Origin of the sequence: Paraburkholderia sp. Tr-20389 (genome assembly GCF_017104565.1) — a bacterium.
Classification (GTDB): domain Bacteria; phylum Pseudomonadota; class Gammaproteobacteria; order Burkholderiales; family Burkholderiaceae; genus Paraburkholderia.
The window spans coordinates 20,092-40,160 of the sequence record NZ_JAAGPD010000051.1 but is presented as its reverse complement, the minus strand read 5'-3'; the positions used below and the strand labels follow the sequence as shown (position 1 = coordinate 40,160).

Below are 20,069 nucleotides of genomic sequence, written 5' to 3'. Positions count from 1 at the left end.
CACAGGGGCAACGCATGAAACAAGACAACATCGCGCGGATGCCAGCGCTGGAAACCGCGGATGCCAGCGAAACCAAGGCGCCCGCCAGCAACAAAACCAAACCGGCGACTACGTCGCAGACAAAGAAAAACGACCTCATGACAAGCGGGGGAAACACCGCGCCACACACGCCACACTTGGCGTTAGACTTCACGTGCATCATGCAAAAAAAACCGCTGCCAGGCAAAAAGCGCGACAACACCGCACCAGATGCCCAAGCAGCTGCCCAACAACGAGGTGACAGTATGAGCATCAGCGTCAAACTTCCCGCCGTTTCTGTTGTGGCTTCTCTCGCATGCGCAACGCTTGCGCTCGCCGTGTTGCCGGCGCACGCAGCGACGCCGATCACCGTCACGTCGCAGGCAGCCACGGATGGTCCCATCCGCTATACCGTCAAGGTCACGTCGAAGCAGTTCGGCAACTCGCAGGAAACACGCACCATCCGCTCGGGCGAGTCCGACGACTTCACCTGGAAAACCGTGCCGCCCGGCGGCCCCGTCGCCGTCGACGGCGATTGCCCGGACCTGTCGTCGCTGCCCCTCGATCCCAACGGCGCGATGATCCGGCAGACGCAGATCCGCTTCGCACCCGTCGTCGCGAAAGACGGCACGGCCACCGTGCAGATGAACTTCCAGGCACAAACGCCCAAGGGCACCAAGACCGTGTCGAACAACGGCAAGTCGCTCAAGTGTCCAAACTATACGAGCGTGAGCCAGGTGCTGCGCTTCACAATGCCCACCAACGGCAGCACGAAAACCCTCACGTTAAGCGACGGCTCGCAGGTGGCGGTGTCGGCGAAACGGTGACAAGGTGGCACAGGTGACATGGCGAATCCGTGACGCACACGCATCGGTTGCATCCGGCATGCACGTCGCACATGCGATGCGCCCTATGCCGGACGGATGAGTGTCAGAGCCAGCGTCAACTGCGTCCTGGACGACGCTCGATCAGCCGCGACGCGAGAAACCGGTGCTCCGGCGCAAACAGCCGCCGATAAGTGAGCAGCACGGCGCCCACCGTGCCGAGCGCCGATGCCGCCGCGATCAGGAACATGATCACGATCTGATAGCGCACGGCCTGCACGGGCGACTGCCCCGCGAGCACCTGACCCGTCATCATGCCGGGCAGGCTCACGACGCCCACCACAGCCATCTGGTTCAGCGTCGGAATCATGCCCGCGCGCACGGCCTGGCGTGCCGGTCCCTGCGCGGCCTCCCAACGCGTCGCACCGAGCGCGAGCGCCATGTCGACGCGGTCGCGGCGCGCCGTCAGTTCCTCCGTCATCCGCTCGATACCGAGCGACACGCCCGTCAGCGTGTTGCCGAGAATCATCCCGAGAATCGGAATCGCATATTGCGGCTCGTACCACGGGCGAATGCGGATCACCAGAAACAGTCCGACCGCAGCGACCAGCCACGCGCTCGCCCAGATCGACATGATGCTGTCCGCGCGTTGCCCCGCGTAGGTACGCGTGCCGCGTCCCGCGCCGGCGAATCCCGCGATCAGCGTCATCACGAACATCAACGGCAGCACCACGTACCAGCGGTTGTACGCGAACACCCACGCGAGCACATAGCCGATCGCCAGCAACTGAACGACGGTGCGCACGGCGGCCCACGCGAGCTTGCGTTCGAGATCGAGCTTCAGCGCCACCGACACCGCGCCGTTCACGACGATCAGCAGCGCCGCGAGCGCGACGTCCCAGAGACTGAGGTTCTGCAGGCTCATCGCGGGGCCTCCGTGACATGAAAGGACGGCGCGGCATGCGGATCGTCGAGTACGCCTGCGCGCATCGTCAGATGACGGTTGTTGACGCGCGCCGCCTGCGCAGGATCGTGCGACACCCACAACCACGCGCGCGCCTGCGGTGCGGCGTCGAACCACGCGCGTACGAGTCCTTCGATGGCAAGCGCCGATTCGGGATCCAGCGACGCCGTCGGTTCATCGAGCAGCAGCACGTCAGGCTCGAGTTGCAGCACGCGGATCAAAGCGGCGATCTGCGCTTCGCCGCCCGACAGCTCGTTCGCGAAGCGGTCGAGGAAATCGCTCGCGCGGCCCGCCTGCGACGCGAGCGCCGCGGCGCGAGCGCGATCGAAGCGCACGTCGCGATACGCGTGCAGCGTGTACGGGTAGCGCAGATTGTCTTCGACGTTCCCGTCGAGCAGTGCCGGGCGCTGACGGATATATGCGACGTGGCGCCGATAGCGCGGGATCGTTGCGCGCGCAATCCGCTGGCCGCGCCATCGCACCTCGCCGCCGTCGAGCGGATCGAGTAGCGCGAGCGCACGCATGAACACGCTCTTGCCCGAACCCGACGGGCCCGTGATCGCGATGCGCTCGCCCGGGTGAATGGCGATGCGGGTTGGATGCAGCAGCGTCTGGCCGCGCGTCGGGTCGCGCCGCATGATGTCATGCGCCTCGACGATGGGCGCGTCCGTGGGGTCTGTATTGTGGGGCATGGTCGTTGAAAACTGTCGCAGCGCATCATCATAGCGAAGCAGGCACGCGGGCACACGACGTGCTGCGCAGACCAATGACGCAGGCATTTCACCGGAGCCCTCATGGCTGTGCTGCATTCGGCTGGCATGACGATCGGCAAGACGATAGGCAAGACCCTCGCATGGCTCATCGCCGTGCTGCTCATACTGATCGCGGTACTCGCGGTCTTCATTCTCACCTTCGACTGGAATCGCGCGCGGCCCTATGTGAACGAAAAGGTCAGCGAAGCGATCGGACGGCCGTTTGCGATCGAGGGCGATCTCAAGGTGGGCTGGCGGCATCCCATCGGCGAAACGGGTTGGCATGCGTGGGTGCCGTGGCCGCGCTTCTCGGCGCAGAACATCACGATCGCCAATCCCGACTGGACCCGGCAGAAACACTTCGCGACGCTCGACGAGATCGACTTCCAGGTGAAGGTGCTGCCGCTGCTCGCGCACGACATCGTGATTCCCGCGATCAATCTGGTGAATCCCTCGATCGATCTCGAACGGCTGCTCGACGGACGCAACAACTGGACCTTCAAGCTGAAGTCGTCCGCGCAGCCGTCCGAGTGGAAGCTCGATCTGCACGACATCCAGCTGAACAAAGGCAACATCGCGCTCTCCGATCAGCAGAAGAAGATCGAGATGCAGGCGGTCGTCGATACGCTGGGCCAGCCGATACCCATCGGCGAAGCCATGAAGCAGCAGGAAGAGGCGTCGCGTAAAGCGTCGGCGGAAGTGGTCGGCCAGCGGGGCGCGAAGCAGTTGACCGCGCAGGCGAAAGCGGCGGCGGCGTCTGAGGCATCGGCCGCGTCGGCGGTGGCGCCTGGTGTTCCTGCTGCGTCGGGGGTATCAGCATCCACGCCCGTCGCAACTGCAAGTGCGGGCGCATCCACCGCCATTGCCGCATCGGGCGCACCGGCCAGTTCGACGACGGGCACACCCGCAGGCACGGCCGTCGCGCAGCGCCCTTCCGCGCCGCAATACGGCATCGGCTGGACGGTGAAGGGCACCTACAACCGCTCTCCCGTATCGGGCAACGGCAAACTCGGCGGCGTGCTCGCGTTGCAGGACATGTCGCGGCCGTTCCCGGTGCAGGCCGACGTGAAGGCGGGCGATCTGCGCATCGCCCTTGTCGGCACCGTCACGGACCCCGCGCATCTGGCCGCCGTCGACCTGCGCCTGTGGCTGCAAGGCACGAGCCTCGACCATCTGTACGACCTGACGGGCATCACGCTGCCCGAGACGCCGCCATACGCGACGGAAGGCCACCTGATCGGCAATTTCAAGCCAGGTGCGAGCGTGTTCCGGTATGAAAATTTTACAGGCCGCGTCGGCGGCAGCGATGTGAACGGCACGGTCGTCTATACACAACGTCCGACGCGTCCGTTGCTCGAAGGGGCGCTTGTCTCGAATCTGTTGCAGTTCAAGGATCTCGCGCCGATCATCGGCGCGGATAGCAACGCGAGCAAGAAGAAGCGCGGCGACACCTCGCGTCAGCCATCGGACAAGGCGCTGCCGACCGAGGAGTTCAAGACCGACCGCTGGAAGGCGATCGACGCGAACGTGAAATTCACGGGCCGCCGCATCATCAAGGACCCCGCGCTGCCCATCACCGATCTCTATACGCACCTCGTGATGACGGATGGCGTGCTGTCGCTGGAGCCGCTGAAATTCGGCGTCGCGGGCGGCTCTCTTTCGTCGAATATTCATCTCGACGGCAGCACGACGCCGCTCCAAGGCCGCTTCTCGACGGAAGCGCGTCACCTGAAACTCAAGCAACTGATGCCGACGGCGAAGACGATGCAGAACGCGCTCGGCGAAATCAACGGCGATGCGGCGCTGTCGGCGACGGGTAATTCGCCCGCGGCGCTCGCGGGCACGTCGAACGGCGAAGTGAAGCTGCTCGTCACGGATGGCGCCGTCAGCCGTCTGCTGATGGAAGCGGCCGGGCTGAACGTCGCGAACGTCGTCTACGAAAAGCTGTTCGGCAATCGCGATGTGCAGATCAATTGCGCGGCGGGTGACTTCGTCGTCACGGACGGCGTGCTCGATTCGCGCGTATTCGCGCTCGATACGCAGGACGCCGTGATCAACGTCGACGGCACGGTGAACATGAAGAACGAGTCGATGGATCTCGGTGTGCACCCGCATACGAAGGGCTTCCGCATTTTTTCGCTGCGCTCGCCGCTCTATGTGAAAGGCACCTTCAAGGATCCGCACGTCGGCGTGAATGCTGCGGCGCTTGCAGCGCGTGGCGGCGCGATGATCGGCCTCGGTCTGATCAATCCATTCGCGGCGCTGATTCCGCTGATCGCGCCGAGCAACAACAAGCCGCTGCCGTGTCAGCAACTGATGGCGGCGATGCAGGCCGAGCATCCGACTGCCCCGCCGCCGGGGCAGCGCGAGAAAGCCGGCAAGGGCGTGAAGCTGCCGGCGGGGACGCCGGGCGCATCGGAGGCCGAACCGTCGGCGGCGCCGTCGAAGAAACCGGCGGCGCCCGTCAATGGCGCGTCGCTGCCGGGACCTGCGCACGCAGCGGATTACAAGGGGAGTTGATACACGCGAGCGTCGCTTTCGGTTCGACGAGAGGCGCTCGCAAAACAACACGGCCGCGAAATCTCGCGGCCGTGTCTTTATGTGAATTGCGTGAAGGTATGAACGGGATTCAGCGCAGCGAGCGCGGTGTCGCGTCGCCCGCCGCGTCCTGACGGCGCACGCCGCGTCGCGTGCTGGCCGCCGTGCGTGTCGCACCGAACTCGGGCAGGATGCGCGCTCTCGCGCGGCTCGCGAACACCAGGAAGCCGAAGCCGTCCGCCTCGTACCAGTAGCCGCCGTTCTCGAGTCCGTCAAGCGGTTGCTCAAGCGCGTTGGCAATCGATTCGATGCAGCGCCTGCGCAATTCGGCGACAGCAGGATAGGGCGGATGGGCGCCGCGCACGCTGCACAGCAGGACGTCGAGTCCCGGCAGCACATGCGCGTACAGCACAGGCTCGTCCTGCGCGCGGGCGCGTGCAATCTTGGTGTCGAGCTGACCGAATGGCTTGAAGTGTCGCAGCACGGCGAGGAACGACTCGTCGCCGTCCACCTTCGCGCGCCTGCGCTTTTTCGGGAAGGACATAAAAACTCGCCTGAAAAAGAATTGCAAGAAACGCAGCGTCCTCATGCGACCACTCCCGGCTTCGCGCGCCGCACGTCGATCTTTTATAGCATACGAAAATGCCGGATACACGGTGATTCGTCTGTCTCACTCCATCGTCCGTGCGAATCAGGCCGAATCGCGTCGCCGTGCGCTTTCGCATCCCCTGTGCATCTGGTCTCAATAATAGACTCACCCGCGCTGCGCGTGTTTCCGGACCCTTAAAAAAAGACATTTTTATGTGCGCCAGCACCTTCTTCGCGCGAATTGAAATATCCGTTGCGCCCGCTGATAATGGCGGCGTCCCAGTTGCGGCGCGCTTTTTGACGCGCATCAGGCCGGCATGTCCGGGCGCCGGACGCAGTGCATGAGTGAAAATATCGATGGCGTCCGCCGCGCGTCGACGCTAAACGCGCCGCGCACGGCGACGATGCATGCGCGCGACTCATCATTCGCGCGCCCGTTCCACATGTCGGGAACGCGGCACACGTCGCTTTGGACGTTCGTGCCGCACTGCGCCAGGCATCCATGAAACTGTTCACCAAAGGTCTATTGCTGATTGCGTTGCCGAGCGCCATCGAACTGGCGTTGCTCGGCGTCGTCTTCGACATGCAGGCGCAGACGGCGGCCGCCGTCGAGCGCTCGTCGGACAGCAAGCAGATCCTCTATCAGGCGGCCGCGCTCGAAAACCCCGTGCTGCGGCAGGTCGCGCGCGTGCGCGCGGGCATCGCGGCAGGCGATCTGTCGTTCATGGAGCGTCATGCGGCGTGGGTCGATATCGGCGACCGGCTCGGGCGTCTCGAACAGGCGGTCGCCGATACGCCCGATCAGGCCGCACGCGTGCAGCGCATGCGCGAGGCCGTCGACAGCTACCGGCAGCAGGCGCTGTCCGTCGCGCAGTCGCTGCGCACGGGCGCGACGATGAGGCCGTTCGTCACGCTCGAAGGCGGCGAGTTGCCCGCGCAGGTGGTGGGCTTTCGCGAGCAGTTGCACACGTTCATTGACGAAGCATCGCGGCTCGAAAGCGAGCGTAACGCAACGCTCACTCGCACGCGCCAGCGCCAGCAATATGCGCTGGTGGGCGCCGTGATCGGCTCGATGCTGCTGTGGGCGGGCACCGCGTTCGCGTTCGCGCGCGGCATCGGGCGGCGGCTCGACGTGCTGGCGGACAATGCGCAGCGCCTCGCCGACGGGCGGCCGCTGCCCGCACCGCTGGCGGGAAACGACGAAATCGCGGCGCTCGATGCCGCGCTGCATCGAACGAGCGGGCTGCTGCGCGTCGCGGACCAGAATCAGGCCGCGCTGAAGGTCTCGCTGCAGGCGCGCGCGGCGGAACTGGCAAGCGTCAACGACACGCTGCGCCAGGAGACGCAGGACAACGAGATGTTCATCTATAGCGTGTCGCACGACCTGCGCTCGCCGCTCGTCAACATGCAGGGCTTCTCGAAGGAACTGCAGGTTTCGTGCGACGAGCTGCGCGCAACCGTCGTCGAGGCCCGTTTGCCCGCTGACGAGTACAAGCGGCTTGCGGATGTGCTCGATGGGGACGTGCAGGAATCGCTGCGCTTCGTGCGCTCGTCGGTGACGCGCGCGGCGGCCATCATCGAAGCGCTGCTGCTTATTTCGCGTGCGGGCCGGCTCGAATATCAATGGCAGCGCGTGAGCGTCGGGCGCGCGGTCGCGCGGGTCGTCGATACGCTGCAACCGCGCATCGACGAGCGCCATGCCGTCGTCGTCGTGCGTGAACTGCCGACGGCATGGGGCGATCCGTTCGCGATCGAGCAGGTGTTCAGCCAGCTGCTGTCGAATGCGATCAACTTTCTCGATCCGTCTCGGCCGGGTCGCATCGAAATCGGCGCGCTCGACGGGCAGCAGGAAGACAGCGCGCACGGCTCGGCTTCTCCCACACGCACCTACTTTGTGCGCGACAATGGACTCGGGATTCCCGCCGCGTATATGTCGAAAGTATTTCGCGCGTTCCAGCGGCTGCACGGCGATGTCGCGCCAGGCGAGGGCGTCGGCCTCGCGCTCGTGCGGCGCACCGTCGAACGTCATGGCGGACGCGTGTGGGTCGAATCGGCGGAGGGCGCGGGCTCGACGTTCTTCGTCACACTGCCCGATCACCCGCTGCGCCACTGATACACGCATGAAGGCGTGCCGCGCGCATGTGCAAACGTGCAAGAAGCCGTAAGCCAACACCCGCATAATATCGGGCAGTGGGTCGTACCATTGGACGCGGTCGCAGCCAACGCGCAGCGCATAAATGCAGGTGCAACAAGGCGCCGGAGGGAACATGTCACACGGGGAAGCGGTCGGTAAGTCGGTTGGCATCGTACTGGTCGAAGACGATGACGGGCACGCGACGCTCGTCGAGCGCAATCTGCGGCGCGCGGGTATTTCAAACGGGTTTATCCGCTTTACCGATGGCCAGCAGGCGCTGGATTATTTCTTCGGCGAGCCGCGCGCGGGCAATTGCACCGACGGCCGTCCGTCGCGTGACGAACTGGCGAATTACGTCGTGCTGCTGGATCTGAAGATGCCGCGCGTCGACGGCTTCGAGGTGCTGCGGCGGCTGAAGGAATCGCCGTCGACGGCGTCGATGCCCGTGATCGTCCTCACGACCACCGACGATCCGCGCGAAATCGAGCGCTGCTACGAACTCGGCTGCAACGTCTACATCACGAAGCCGGTCGAATACGATGCGTTTATCGAGGCCGTGCGGCGCCTGGGCTTTTTCCTGCAGGTCGTGAAGCTGCCGCCGGGGCAGCGCTATGCACCGGCTTGAGCACCAGGGCTCGCGTCGAAGATCGTCCACGTAGTCGTTGCGCCACTGAAGTCCTCGTTCGTTCCATTGATCTGAATCATCTGGCATGACAGAACACGTATTCACGCCACCCGCAGCGCTCGTGCTCGTCGTCGACGACGACGAAGGGATCTTGCGCCTTGCGCGCAAGTCGCTGGAGCGCGCAGGCTGCCGGGTCGAACTGAGCAGCAGCGTCGAGGCTGCGCATCGCTCGATCGCCGCGAGTCCGCCCGATCTGATCGTGCTCGACTATCAGCTCGACGGCGCGGAGACGGGGCTCGACTTTTTCCGGCGCCTGCGCGGCGAAGGCGTACGCATTCCCGCGATTCTCGTCACCGGCTTCACGGACGAATCGCGCGTGATCGAAGCGCTGCGCTCGGGCGTGTCCGACGTGGTACCGAAAGCGGGCGACTATCTCGACTATCTGCCCGAAGCCGTCGAACGGGTGCTGTCGCAGATGCGGCTGCAGCGGGAGTCGGCGGAAGCGCTGCTGCTGCGCGAGCGCGAGGCGCATTATCGGATGCTGTCGGAGGCGCTGCCGCACCTCGTCTTCACGTGCAGTGCGAACGGCGACTGCGATTTCGTTTCGAAGCAATGGGTCGAATACACGGGGCTGGACGGTCCGAACGCGCTGGGCCTTGCGTGGCTCGATGCCGTGCATCCCGACGATCGCGAAGACACGCGCCGCAACTGGCTCAAAACGGCGCGCGGCGACGGCAGCGACTTCCGTAGCGAGATCCGGATTCGCCGGCGCGACGGTGCGTATCGCTGGTTCGATGTGCGCATCGCCGCGGTGCACGACGCGGGCGGCGTCATCAGCAAGTGGTTCGGCAATTGCACGGACGTCCATTCGCAACGCGAAGCCATCGAGGAGCGCGAGCGCCTGCTCGCTTCCGAGCAGGCCGCGCGTCAAACGGCCGAAGAGGCGAACCGCGCGAAGGACCGTTTCCTCGCGATGCTGTCGCACGAATTGCGCACGCCGCTCACGCCCGTGCTGGCGGGTGCGCGCATGCTCGAAATCATGCCGGATCTGCCCGACGCGGTGCGCGCAGGCGTCGTGATGATTCGCCGGAACGTCGAACTCGAAGCGCGGCTGATCGACGATCTGCTCGATCTCACGCGGGTGGCGAACGGCAAGCTGCGGCTGTCGCTGGAAACCGTCGACGTGCACGACGTGATCGACAGCGTGCTCGAACTGTTTCGCAGCGAAATCCAGACCAAGCAGCAGGACGTGCATGTCGACACGCGCGCACAGCATCATTTCGTGCTCGCCGACCGTGCGCGACTGCAGCAGATGCTGTGGAACCTCATCCGCAACGCCGCGAAGTTCACGCCGGACGGCGGCCACATCTATGTGCGCACGCGTGACGAACGGATGCAGGTGCAGATTTCGATCGAAGATACGGGCGTCGGCATCGAGCCTGAGCAGATCGGCAAGCTCTTCAATGCGTTCGAGCAGGGCAGTCAGAACATGTCGCGGCAGTTCGGCGGGCTGGGTCTCGGGCTCGCGATCACGAAGGCGCTCACCGACGCGCACGGCGGCGCCGTGACCGCGCAAAGCCCGGGCGCGCACTGCGGCGCCACCTTCACGATCACGCTGCCCACGGCCGAAGAGCCGCTCGCCGAGCCTGCCGCGCCCGAAGCCGCGAGCGTGCAGTCAGCGGGCGGGCTGACTATCCTCCTGATCGAAGACCACGCGGACACGGCCGAAGTGATGGCGCAACTGATGCGCGCGCTCGGCCACGAAGTGACTGTGGTCGGTCGCGTGGCCGATGCGCTCGCCGCGACGCAAAGCGCCGGCTTCGATCTGATCGTCAGCGACGTGGGTCTGCCCGACGGCACGGGCCTCGATTTCATCAAGGTATTCCGCGAACGCGACGATGCGCCTGCCGTTGCGCTGACGGGCTTCGGCAGCGACGAGGACATCCGGCGCTGCCTTGAAGCGGGCTTCACGTCGCATCTGACCAAACCCGTCAACTTTTCGCAACTCGAGCAGGTGATGGAGGGGGCGGCGGTGGCCAAGTTACAGAAGGAGGCGGGCGGCGAAGCGCGGACGGGCTAGCAGCGCCCTTCGCCGCGTATGAAAACGACAAGGGCCTGTCGCTCGACAGGCCCTTGTGTCATTTGCAGGCGGCACTGCGTGAGTGCCGCGTCAGCGTTGCGCCGTCAGACGCGCGGCGAATTCTTCAGCGAATCGCGGATTTCGCGCAGCAGCAGCACGTCTTCCGGCGTGGGCGGCGGCGCAGCCGGTGCGGCCGGCTCCGGAGCGCGCAGCTTGTTGATGAACTTGACCATCATGAAGATGATCAGCGCGAGAATCACGAAGTTGATCGCGACCGTGATGAACGAGCCGTAACCGAACGCGGCGACGCCTGCCGTTTGCAGGTCTTTGTACGAATCGGGATTGCCCTTGAAGTTCGGGGGTATGTGTCCGAGCAGGACGAACTTGTTGGAGAAATCGAGGCCGCCCGTCGCCACGCCGACGACAGGCATGATCAGGTCCTTCACGACGGAGTTGACGATCGTCGAGAACGCGCCGCCGATGATCACACCGACTGCGAGGTCCATTACGTTGCCTTTGAGGGCAAATTCCTTGAATTCCGTGACTAAGCTCATCGGGCAGTTCTCCTTGAAGTCGATGGCGACATAATAGCCAACGATCGGTGCAGCGTGAAATGATTTAGCGTCCGATCGCCACGACGCATGGAAATGGCCGATTCGTTCGGCAGATATGTCGCAGAAGTGACGAAGAGCTGTCAGTGTCCGCAAACGCCGGGCCTGCAAGAAACAGGCGCATCGAGCGGCTCAAACCAGGCGGCTCAGACCTCGGCGGCCCGAGCCTGTTCTATGTGCGCGGCGAACGTGATGGGATCGGTGTTGGTCCCACACAGCAGCACACCGACGCGCTTGCCTTGCAGTTGCTCGCGCAACGGCCCCAGCAGGGCGGCCGTGGCGGCCGCGCAAGCCGGCTCGACGGCGAGCTTCAGTTGCGTGAAGAGCGTCAGCATCGCGGCACGCAGCGCGTCGTCCGTGACCGTAACGAGACGGTCCACATGACGGCGGCACAGTTCGTAACTGTATTGCTCCGTGTGCGGCGCCATCAGCGAATCGGCGATCGAATGCATGTGGCTCATCTTGACCGTGTGATTCGCGGCGAAGCTTCGGCTCATCACGTCCGCGCCTTCCGGCTCGACGCCGTACACATGCACACGCGGATTGGCGAGGCGCAGCGCCGTCGAAATGCCCGCCGCGAGTCCGCCGCCGCCAACGGGCACGATCACGGCATCGAGGTCGGGCGTCTGCGTCGCCCACTCGTAGCCGAGCGTCGCGGTGCCGAGCACCGTGCGGTAGCCGTTGAACGGATGCACGAAATAGCGGCCTTCCTCCGCTTCGATGCGCCTCACGATCTCGAACGCTTCGTTCACGTTGTCGGCCATCACGACTTCCGCGCGGTACTGGCGGCACAGCGCGATCCGCGCCGGATTCGCCGCATGCATCACGACGACCTTCGCGCTGATGCCCGTGCGCATCGCCGCATACGCGACGGCCACGGCATGATTGCCGCCCGACACACAGGTGACGCCCGCGCTGCGTTGCGCCGCGTCGAGCGCGAGCAGATTCGTGAACGCGCCGCGCGCCTTGAAGCTGCCGCCTGCCTGCAGCAGTTCGAACTTGAAGTTGACGAGCGTGCCTTCGAGCGTCGGAAAATCCATCCGGTCGAACACGGGCGTTCGCACGACCCACGGCGTCAACGCGAAGTGCTGCGAGGCGATATCGTCGAGCGTCGGTATCGCCTCGCCGTCGATCGTGCGGTCGGTGTGTTGCGGCGTGGCAGTGGACATGGCGTGCGTACTCGTATGTGGGTGAGGTCCGCGTTCTTGTGCCGTGTTGTTGTGCTTGTTGCCTTCTCAACTGCTTCGGTCAATGTGCGTGCGCATCGACCGACATACTGTGGATGAATTTCTCGAGGAACCGTTCGCACTGCGCGATCTGATCGAGCGCGACGAACTCGTTCGCCTTGTGCGCCTGCTGGATGTCGCCGGGGCCGCACACGATGCTCGGAATGCCCGCCAGCGAGAACAGGCCGGCTTCCGTGCCATACGCGACCTTGCGCTTGTCCTGATCCGCCGTGAGCGCGCGCACCAGTTGCGTGATGGCCGCCTGCTCCGTTGCGTCGAGCCCCGGCGCCGCGGCGATCTTCGTGAACTCGATCGCGGCCGCTTCGTGCTCGCGCTTCATCTTGGGCAGCAGCGTTTCGCGCGCGTATTGATCGATGCGCGCGAAGATCGGCTCGGGATCCAGCGTGGGCAGATTGCGGAATTCGAACTCGAAGCTGCATTCGGCGGGCACCGTGTTGATCGCGTTGCCGCCTTTGATCGTGCTGGTCTGCGCCGTCGTGAACGGCACGTCGTAGAGTTGATCGAACGGACCTTGGTCGCGGAACTGGTCGGCCATGTCGCGGATGAAGCAGATCAGGCGCGCCGCGTATTCGATTGCGTTCAAGCCCTTCGGCGTAAGCGACGAATGCGCCGCGAAGCCGCGCACGCAGCACTGGTAAGCATTGATGCCCTTGTGCGCGATGATGGGGCGCATGCTGGTCGGTTCGCCGACGATGCAGCCGTCCGGCTTGATGCCGCGCTTCATCAGGTCGGCGATCATCAGCGGCGCGCCGACGCAGCCCACTTCTTCGTCGAACGAGAACGCGAGATGGATCGGCTTCGCAAGTTTCGTCTGCTGCATCCGCGGCACGAGCGTCAACGCGGCGCCGATAAAGCCTTTCATGTCGCAGGTACCGCGCCCATAGAGCTTGTCGCCGCGCACTTCCGGCTTGAACGGGTCGCTGTCCCATTTCTGGCCGTCGACGGGCACCACGTCCGTGTGGCCCGACAGCACGATGCCGCCATGGGTCTCGCCGTCATGCGCCGGAATCGTCGCGAACAGGTTCGACCACTTGCCGCTTTCATCGTGCGTGAGCGTCGCTTCGATACCGCGCTCGCGCAGCGAATCGCGCACCGTTTCGATCAGTCCGAGATTCGGATTGCGGCTGACCGTGTCCATCGACACGAGACGCGTGATCCAGGGAAGCGAAGCGGGAGACGAAGCGTTGGCGGAAGCAGCGGAAGGGGTGGACGATTGTTCGGACAGCGCTTTGTCAGCGACCTGTGACATGACTTGAACTCCAGCTTGGGTGTCTTTCGATGATACCCAAAAAACGCTTAACTAGCCAAAGCTCATCACGGCAGACGCCCGCGCGGCGGGGCTTTGCGCGATGCAGCAATTGATCGTGAACCGTGAAATCGATATCGCCGACGACCGGAATCGTCAGTTCGCGGCGGCAAGCAAGGTGAGCAGCGCGCGTTCGTAAGTGCGGTAGACGGGTTCGATGGAGGCGAGTTCGATGCGTTCGTCGGCGGCGTGGATGCCGGCGCATTGCACGCCGAAGCCGCACAGCGCGGGGATGCCGAGCGACGCCAGGTAATTGCCGATGTTCGACGGACCGGCGACGACGCGCGGCAGTTCTACACCAAGTTCGTCGTGTGCCGCGCGATACAGCGCACTCGCGAGCGGATGCGAATCCGTCACGCGATACGCGGGCCAGCCCGGCATCCATTCAATCGACGTTGCGAGCGATGCATCGTATAGCGCGTCCTGTTCGCGAACGATGTCTTCGATCACACGCTGCGCTCGCGCTGCATCGAAGTCTGGCGTGAGGCGGCAATCGATGTCGAGTTCGCAACGGTCGGGAACGCGGGTGAAGGTGCCGTCGCCCGCACGGATGCCCGTCACGGTGAGTTGGGCAGGGCGTCCGAAGGCATGATCGACGGGCAGCGACGTGTCGTTCAAGGCGGCGGCAAGCTGCGCGCCGCGTATCGCCGCGTTGAGTCCGCGCGTGCTGCTCGCGCCCGAATGCGCGGCGATGCCGCGCACAACCAGTTTCGCGCGCATGAATCCGCGCGCGCCGACCACGATGCGGTCGATGCCGGGATAGCCGATGAACACGCCGTCGGGCCTGGACGCATTCGTTCCGTCGAAGAACGCGCGAGCGCCGCCGAAACGCCCTGTGTGCTCGTCGAGATCGAACAGCACGCCGAGCGTGCCGGCGAATGTATCGGTGCGGCGCGCGAACGCCGCGGCGAGGTGCGCGAAGATCGCGACGGCCGCCTTGCTGTCGGCACTGCCGCGTCCATGCAGCCAGCCGTCGACGACTTGCGCGCTGAGGGGCGGATAACGCCACGTCGATTCGTCGCCGAAGCTGGCCGTGTCGAGCGTCGCGTCGAGCACGTAATGTGGCCCTGGCGCGGCGCCGCGAATTTCGGCGTAGAGCGCGAGCGGCTCGCCATCGGCGGAAAGCAGCCGGCGCGTACCGACCGCATGCGCGACGAGCCACGCTTCGGCACATTCGAGCACGGGCGCGCACGTATCGATACCGCCGCGGCTCGGCAGGCGCACGAGCGCCGTCAACAATTCGACGATGGATGCCGTGTCGACCGCGCCCGTCATGCGTCTAGCGCGACGACGCGACGCGCTGATCGGCCGCGCCCTTCGACGGCGTACCGAGCGCGCGCAACGTCTCCTTCACGGTCGCGACGCGCACCGTGAAATCGGGACTGCGCGTTTCGATGCGCAGCTTGTCCTGGCCCGCGAGCTTGATGTGCTTGTGCTTCTGAACCATTTCGATGATCCGCATCGCGTCGATGGGCGGATTCGGAATGAACTGTAAACCGATTACGGCTTCGCCCGCGTCGATCTTCGAAATACCGAGTGGTTTCGCCGCGAGGCGCAGACGGTGTGTTTCGACGAGCGCGTGGGCCTGCGGCGGCATCTTGCCGAAGCGGTCGATCAGTTCTTCCTGAATGCCGTCGATCGAATCGTTGTGCTCGCAGTTCGCCAGACGCTTGTACAGCGACAGACGCTCCTGCACGTCGCCGCAATAGTCGGCGGGAAGAATCGCGGGCGTATGCAGGTTGATCTCGGTCGTGGCCGCCAGCGGCGCCGTGAGGTCCGGCTCCTTGCCGTTCTTCAATGCCTTCACCGCGTCGTTGAGCATGTCGGTGTAAAGCTGGAAACCGATCTCGTGGATCTCGCCCGACTGCTTGTCGCCGAGCACTTCGCCCGTGCCGCGAATTTCGAGGTCGTGCATCGCCAGATAGAAGCCCGCGCCGAGTTCTTCCATCTGCTGAATCGCTTCGAGACGTCGTTGCGCCTGCTTGGTGAGACCTTGCGGATCGTGCACGAGCAGATACGAATACGCCTGGTGATGCGAACGCCCGACGCGCCCGCGCAACTGGTGTAGCTGCGCGAGACCGAACTTGTCGGCGCGATGAATCAGGATCGTGTTCGCGCTCGGCACGTCGATGCCGGTTTCGATGATCGTCGTACATAGCAGCACGTTCGCGCGCTGCGCGACGAAATCGCGCATCACGCGTTCGAGTTCGCGCTCGTGCATCTGACCGTGCGCTACCGCGATGCGCGCTTCGGGCACGAGCGCTTCGAGCATCTGGCGGCGGTTCTCGATGGTTTCGACTTCGTTGTGCAGGAAGTACACCTGACCGCCGCGTTTCAGTTCGCGCAGCATGGCTTCGCGGATCACGCCGTCTTCCTCGCGGCGCACGAAGGTCTTGATCGCGAGGCGCTTTTGCGGCGCCGTGGCGATCACGGAAAAGTCGCGCAGGCCTTCGAGCGCCATGCCGAGCGTACGCGGAATCGGCGTCGCGGTGAGCGTCAGCACGTCGACTTCGGCGCGCAGCGCTTTGAGCGCTTCCTTCTGGCGCACGCCGAAACGGTGCTCTTCGTCGATGATCACGAGTCCGAGCCGCTTGAACTGCACATCCGACGACAGCAGCTTGTGCGTGCCGATCACGATGTCGACGCTGCCTTCGTTGATCTGCTGGATCGACGCGCTCACTTCCTTGCCCGTCTTGAAGCGCGACAGTTCGGCGATGCGCACGGGCCAGTCGGAGAAGCGGTCGGTGAAGGTCTGCGTATGCTGTTCGGCGAGCAGCGTGGTGGGCGAGAGCAGCGCGACCTGCTTGCCGCCCATCACCGCGATGAAGGCCGCGCGCAACGCGACCTCCGTCTTGCCGAAACCGACGTCGCCGCACACCAGGCGATCCATCGGCTTGCCGCTCGTCATGTCGCCGATCACGGCGGCAATCGCGGCCGCCTGGTCGGGCGTTTCCTCGAAGCCGAAACTTTCCGCGAATTTCACGTAGTCGCGCGGTTCGAGCGGGAACGCGTGGCCTTCGCGCAGCGCGCGGCGCGCGTACAGGTTCAGCAGTTCGGCGGCCGTGTCGCGAATCTGCTGCGCGGCCTTGCGCTTGGCCTTTTCCCACTGGCCCGAGCCGAGCGCGTGCAGCGGCGCGCTTTCGGGATCGGCGCCGCTGTAGCGCGAAATGACGTGCAGTTGCGACACGGGCACGTAGAGCTTGCTGTCGCCCTGGTATTCGAGGTGCAGGAACTCGGTTTCGCCTTCGCCGAGATCCATCGTCACGAGGCCCATGTAGCGGCCGATGCCGTGCTGCGAATGGACGACCGGGTCGCCGACCTTCAGCTCCGACAGATCGCGCACCATCGAATCGACGTTGCTCGCCTGCTCCTGGCGGCGGCGTCCTGCCTTGCGCGCGAGCGGGCCGTACAGTTCCGTTTCCGTCAGGATCGCGACGCCTTCGGCGGGAATCGCGAACCCGTTCGATAGCGGCGCGACGCCGAGCGCGAAACGCGCATCGGAAGTCAGCCAGTCTTCGTAGCTGTCGGCGGAAGAGGGGCGCAGTTCGTTGTCGGCCAGCAGCTGCGCGATCGTTTCGCGGCGGCCCGCCGATTCCGCCGCGAACAGCACGCGGTTCGGCGTCGTGACGAGCCAGGCACGCAATGCGGCGACGGGGTCGTCGGCATGGCGGTCGATGGCGAGATTCGGCAGCGGCACGGCCCAGCCGCCGCCCGCGTTGCCGGGCAGCGACAGGCGCGCGAACGGCTTGGCGAACGTATAGAAGTCGTCGTCCGACAGGAACAGGCGCTTCGGTTCGAGAATTGGCCGGTCGCGATCGTGGGACAGGAAACCGTGGCGCTGTTTCGTGTCCGCCGTGAAGCGCCGGATGGCGGCATCCAGATCGCCGACGAACACCAGTTGCGCGTTCTCGGGCAGGTAGTGAAAGAGCGTCGCCGTCTCTTCGAAGAAGAGGGGCAGATAGTATTCGATGCCCGCCGACGGCACGCCGTTGCCGATGTCCTTGTAGATCGACGCGCGGCTCGGATCGCCTTCGAACACCTCGCGCCAGCGGCTGCGAAACGCGGTGCGCGCGGCTTCGTCGAACGGAAACTCGCGGCCCGGCAACAGACGCACGTCCTTCACGGGATACAGGCTGCGCTGCGAGTCGGGATCGAACGCGCGGATCGAATCCACCTGATCGTCGAACAGGTCGATCCGGTACGGCAGCGGCGAGCCCATTGGGAACAGGTCGATCAGCGAGCCGCGCACGCAGTATTCGCCCGGCCGCACGACCTGACTCACGTGTTCGTAGCCGGCGAGCGTCAACTGTGCCTTCAGCTTCGCTTCGTCGAGACGCTCGCCCTGCGAGAACGAAAACGTGTACGCGGCCATGAACGAGGCGGGCGGCATCCGGTAGAGCGTCGTCGTCGCCGGGACGAGCAGGATGTCGCAGCGGCCTTCGCCGAGATCGTGAAGCGTGGCGAGCCGCTCGGACACGAGGTCCTGGTGCGGCGAGAACGAATCGTAGGGCAGCGTTTCCCAGTCGGGCAGCAGACGGACGCGCGCGTTCGGCGCGAAGAACGCGAGTTCCTGCGACAGCCGCTGCGCATCGACGGCGCTCGCGCAGACGACTGCGAGCAGCGGCATCTGCGCCTTGTGCGCGTGGTGATAGCGGGCGATCAGCAGCGCGTCGGACGAGCCGTGCGTGCCGTCGAACACAAAACGCTGGCCGGTCTTGACGAGCGCGACAGGCGTTGAAGAAGAGGACTGCGTGGATGCGGCGATGTCGGGCATAAAAGGGAAACGGCCTTTGGGTGACGCCAATGAACGACGGATCAACGATCGACTGCGAACATAAGGATGCAACGGGCTACAGCAAACGCACGGCCAGCGGCTCGCGACGCGCCAATGACAGCCGCCAGCGGACGCCGGGTTGGCGCGTCGCTGGAAGGCGCGATCGGCAAGCAATCGGGAGCAATCGGCAAGTTTAAGCGCGCCGGGACGTGCGTGCCGAAGACCTATTATAAAATCCGTCCTTCACTTTGACCTGCAACGCGCCCGTTCTGTGACTTCCCGCCTCTTTGCACTGATTCCCTGCGCCGGTACCGGCAGCCGTTCCGGCGCGCCGATGCCCAAGCAATATCGCACCGTCGCGGGCCGCGACATGCTGCATTATTCGCTCGCCGCGTTCGACGCCTGCAGCGAGTTCGCGCAAACGCTCGTCGTGATCGCGCCCGACGACCAGCACTTCGACGCGCGCCGCTTCGGCGGCCTGCGCTTCGCCGTGCAGCGCTGCGGCGGGGCATCGCGGCAGGCGTCGGTGCTCAACGGGCTGCACGCGCTCGCCGGGTTCGGAGCGCACGACGACGACTGGGTGCTCGTGCACGACGCCGCGCGGCCCGGCATTACGCCTGCGCTGATCCGCGCGCTGGTCGGCGCGCTGAAGGACGACGCCGTGGGCGGCATCATGGCGCTGCCCGTCGCCGACACGCTCAAGCGCGTGACGCCCAACACCGACAACCGCATCGATCACACGGAACCGCGCGACGGCCTGTGGCAGGCGCAAACGCCGCAGATGTTCCGCATCGGCATGTTGCGCGACGCGATTCTGCGCGCGCAAAGCGACGGCCACGATCTCACCGACGAAGCCAGCGCGATCGAATGGAGCGGCCACGCGCCTAAACTGGTTCAGGGCAGTCTGCGCAATTTCAAGGTCACGTATCCCGAGGACTTCGATCTGGCCGAAGCCATCGTCGGGCGCGGCGCGGCGGGCTGACTCAAACACGCTCATCGAGCCGGCTTCGCGCTGGCCACAACGCTTTCACGAAACAACGGAACCCCACGCATATGGATTTGAGAATCGGACAAGGCTACGACGTTCACGCACTGGTGCCGGGACGGCCGCTCATCATCGGCGGCGTGACGATTCCGTACGAGCGCGGGCTGCTCGGCCACTCGGATGCCGACGTGCTGCTGCACGCGATCACCGACGCGCTGTTCGGCGCCGCCGCGCTCGGCGATATCGGCCGCCATTTCCCCGATACCGCGACGGAATTCAAAGGCGCGAACAGCCGTGTGCTGCTGCGCGAATGCGCGGCGCGCATCGCGAAGGCAGGCTTCACGATCCAGAACGTCGACAGCACTGTGATCGCGCAGGCGCCGAAGCTCGCGCCGCACATCGACGGCATGCGCGCGAATATCGCCGAAGACCTCAACCTGCCCATCGACCGTGTCAACGTGAAGGCGAAGACCAACGAGAAGCTCGGCTATCTGGGACGAGGCGAGGGCATCGAAGCGCAAGCGGCCGCGCTGTTGCTGCGCGTCTGAACTCGCGGGTCAGGGCGCATATCCAACGCCCGTAAGAGCGAAAACGCCACGCGGATCGCGTGGCGTTTTTTCATG

At 65.0% G+C, this 20,069-nt stretch carries 15 protein-coding genes; 7 read left to right on the top strand and 8 right to left on the bottom strand.

The genetic code is table 11. The features are described from left to right. Positions 1-284: 284 nt before the first annotated feature. Complete coding sequence (locus G3N95_RS34350; protein ID WP_205974566.1) at positions 285-845, top strand: DUF6013 family protein; 561 nt, start codon at positions 285-287, stop codon at positions 843-845. A gap of 115 nt (positions 846-960) precedes the next feature. On the opposite strand, the gene fetB is transcribed toward G3N95_RS34350, so the two are convergent. Further along, positions 961-1,767 (bottom strand): iron export ABC transporter permease subunit FetB, encoded by an 807-nt coding sequence (fetB, locus tag G3N95_RS34345; protein ID WP_205974533.1) that lies wholly within the window; start codon positions 1,765-1,767, stop codon positions 961-963. Beyond that, entirely contained in the window at positions 1,764-2,498 is a 735-nt protein-coding gene (locus tag G3N95_RS34340) for an ATP-binding cassette domain-containing protein (RefSeq protein WP_205974532.1), read from the bottom strand. The genes fetB and G3N95_RS34340 overlap by 4 nt, the downstream gene beginning before the upstream one ends. A gap of 102 nt (positions 2,499-2,600) precedes the next feature. Between G3N95_RS34340 and G3N95_RS34335 the strand changes: the two genes are divergently transcribed. Further along, the gene (locus G3N95_RS34335) at positions 2,601-5,078 is read left to right on the top strand and encodes an AsmA family protein (protein WP_205974531.1); all 2,478 of its coding nucleotides are present in this window, start codon (positions 2,601-2,603) and stop codon (positions 5,076-5,078) included. 109 nt (positions 5,079-5,187) lie between these two features. Here G3N95_RS34335 and G3N95_RS34330 read toward each other — a convergent pair whose 3' ends face one another. Beyond that, positions 5,188-5,685 (bottom strand): hypothetical protein, encoded by a 498-nt coding sequence (locus G3N95_RS34330; RefSeq protein WP_007750376.1) that lies wholly within the window; start codon positions 5,683-5,685, stop codon positions 5,188-5,190. A 501-nt stretch (positions 5,686-6,186) separates the two neighbouring features. Between G3N95_RS34330 and G3N95_RS34325 the strand changes: the two genes are divergently transcribed. The 3 genes from G3N95_RS34325 (at position 6,187) to G3N95_RS34315 (ending at position 10,523) form a co-directional block, all read left to right on the top strand. Further along, a complete protein-coding gene (locus G3N95_RS34325) occupies positions 6,187-7,797 on the top strand; it encodes an ATP-binding protein (RefSeq protein WP_205974530.1) in 1,611 nt (536 codons plus the stop codon). Between the two features lie 154 nt (positions 7,798-7,951). Next, positions 7,952-8,443: a response regulator gene (locus tag G3N95_RS34320; RefSeq protein ID WP_205974529.1), complete on the top strand. Its 492-nt coding sequence runs from the start codon at positions 7,952-7,954 to the stop codon at positions 8,441-8,443. Positions 8,444-8,528: 85 nt separating this feature from the next. Continuing rightward, complete coding sequence (locus G3N95_RS34315; protein ID WP_205974528.1) at positions 8,529-10,523, top strand: response regulator; 1,995 nt, start codon at positions 8,529-8,531, stop codon at positions 10,521-10,523. A gap of 104 nt (positions 10,524-10,627) precedes the next feature. On the opposite strand, the gene mscL is transcribed toward G3N95_RS34315, so the two are convergent. The 5 genes from mscL to mfd form a co-directional block, all read right to left on the bottom strand. Then, on the bottom strand, positions 10,628-11,077 hold the full coding sequence (gene mscL, locus G3N95_RS34310; RefSeq protein ID WP_205974527.1) for a large conductance mechanosensitive channel protein MscL: 450 nt from the start codon (positions 11,075-11,077) through the stop codon (positions 10,628-10,630). Positions 11,078-11,280: 203 nt separating this feature from the next. After that, positions 11,281-12,303, bottom strand: coding sequence for a threonine/serine dehydratase (locus G3N95_RS34305; RefSeq protein ID WP_205974526.1), 1,023 nt, complete (start codon positions 12,301-12,303; stop codon positions 11,281-11,283). A 79-nt stretch (positions 12,304-12,382) separates the two neighbouring features. Continuing rightward, the gene (gene argE, locus G3N95_RS34300) at positions 12,383-13,630 is read right to left on the bottom strand and encodes an acetylornithine deacetylase (protein WP_205974525.1); all 1,248 of its coding nucleotides are present in this window, start codon (positions 13,628-13,630) and stop codon (positions 12,383-12,385) included. A 153-nt stretch (positions 13,631-13,783) separates the two neighbouring features. Further along, complete coding sequence (locus G3N95_RS34295) at positions 13,784-14,962, bottom strand: M20/M25/M40 family metallo-hydrolase (protein WP_205974524.1); 1,179 nt, start codon at positions 14,960-14,962, stop codon at positions 13,784-13,786. A 4-nt stretch (positions 14,963-14,966) separates the two neighbouring features. Continuing rightward, on the bottom strand, positions 14,967-18,461 hold the full coding sequence (mfd, locus tag G3N95_RS34290; RefSeq protein WP_205974523.1) for a transcription-repair coupling factor: 3,495 nt from the start codon (positions 18,459-18,461) through the stop codon (positions 14,967-14,969). 271 nt (positions 18,462-18,732) lie between these two features. On the opposite strand from mfd, the gene ispD reads away from it, so the two are divergent. Both ispD and ispF read left to right on the top strand, forming a co-directional pair. Beyond that, the gene (gene ispD, locus G3N95_RS34285) at positions 18,733-19,443 is read left to right on the top strand and encodes a 2-C-methyl-D-erythritol 4-phosphate cytidylyltransferase (RefSeq protein WP_205974522.1); all 711 of its coding nucleotides are present in this window, start codon (positions 18,733-18,735) and stop codon (positions 19,441-19,443) included. Positions 19,444-19,514: 71 nt separating this feature from the next. Then, positions 19,515-19,994, top strand: coding sequence for a 2-C-methyl-D-erythritol 2,4-cyclodiphosphate synthase (ispF, locus tag G3N95_RS34280; RefSeq protein ID WP_205974521.1), 480 nt, complete (start codon positions 19,515-19,517; stop codon positions 19,992-19,994). Positions 19,995-20,069: the final 75 nt, after the last annotated feature.

Coding starts and splice junctions, on each gene's coding strand:
- G3N95_RS34305 (WP_205974526.1), bottom strand. CDS start 12,303: ATGTCCACTGCCACGCCGCAACACACCGACCGCACGATCGACGGCGAG.
- G3N95_RS34330 (WP_007750376.1), bottom strand. CDS start 5,685: ATGAGGACGCTGCGTTTCTTGCAATTCTTTTTCAGGCGAGTTTTTATG.
- G3N95_RS34335 (WP_205974531.1), top strand. CDS start 2,601: ATGGCTGTGCTGCATTCGGCTGGCATGACGATCGGCAAGACGATAGGC.
- fetB (WP_205974533.1), bottom strand. CDS start 1,767: ATGAGCCTGCAGAACCTCAGTCTCTGGGACGTCGCGCTCGCGGCGCTG.
- mfd (WP_205974523.1), bottom strand. CDS start 18,461: ATGCCCGACATCGCCGCATCCACGCAGTCCTCTTCTTCAACGCCTGTC.
- G3N95_RS34315 (WP_205974528.1), top strand. CDS start 8,529: ATGACAGAACACGTATTCACGCCACCCGCAGCGCTCGTGCTCGTCGTC.
- G3N95_RS34320 (WP_205974529.1), top strand. CDS start 7,952: ATGTCACACGGGGAAGCGGTCGGTAAGTCGGTTGGCATCGTACTGGTC.
- G3N95_RS34350 (WP_205974566.1), top strand. CDS start 285: ATGAGCATCAGCGTCAAACTTCCCGCCGTTTCTGTTGTGGCTTCTCTC.
- argE (WP_205974525.1), bottom strand. CDS start 13,630: ATGTCACAGGTCGCTGACAAAGCGCTGTCCGAACAATCGTCCACCCCT.
- G3N95_RS34325 (WP_205974530.1), top strand. CDS start 6,187: ATGAAACTGTTCACCAAAGGTCTATTGCTGATTGCGTTGCCGAGCGCC.
- G3N95_RS34295 (WP_205974524.1), bottom strand. CDS start 14,962: ATGACGGGCGCGGTCGACACGGCATCCATCGTCGAATTGTTGACGGCG.
- mscL (WP_205974527.1), bottom strand. CDS start 11,077: ATGAGCTTAGTCACGGAATTCAAGGAATTTGCCCTCAAAGGCAACGTA.
- ispF (WP_205974521.1), top strand. CDS start 19,515: ATGGATTTGAGAATCGGACAAGGCTACGACGTTCACGCACTGGTGCCG.
- G3N95_RS34340 (WP_205974532.1), bottom strand. CDS start 2,498: ATGCCCCACAATACAGACCCCACGGACGCGCCCATCGTCGAGGCGCAT.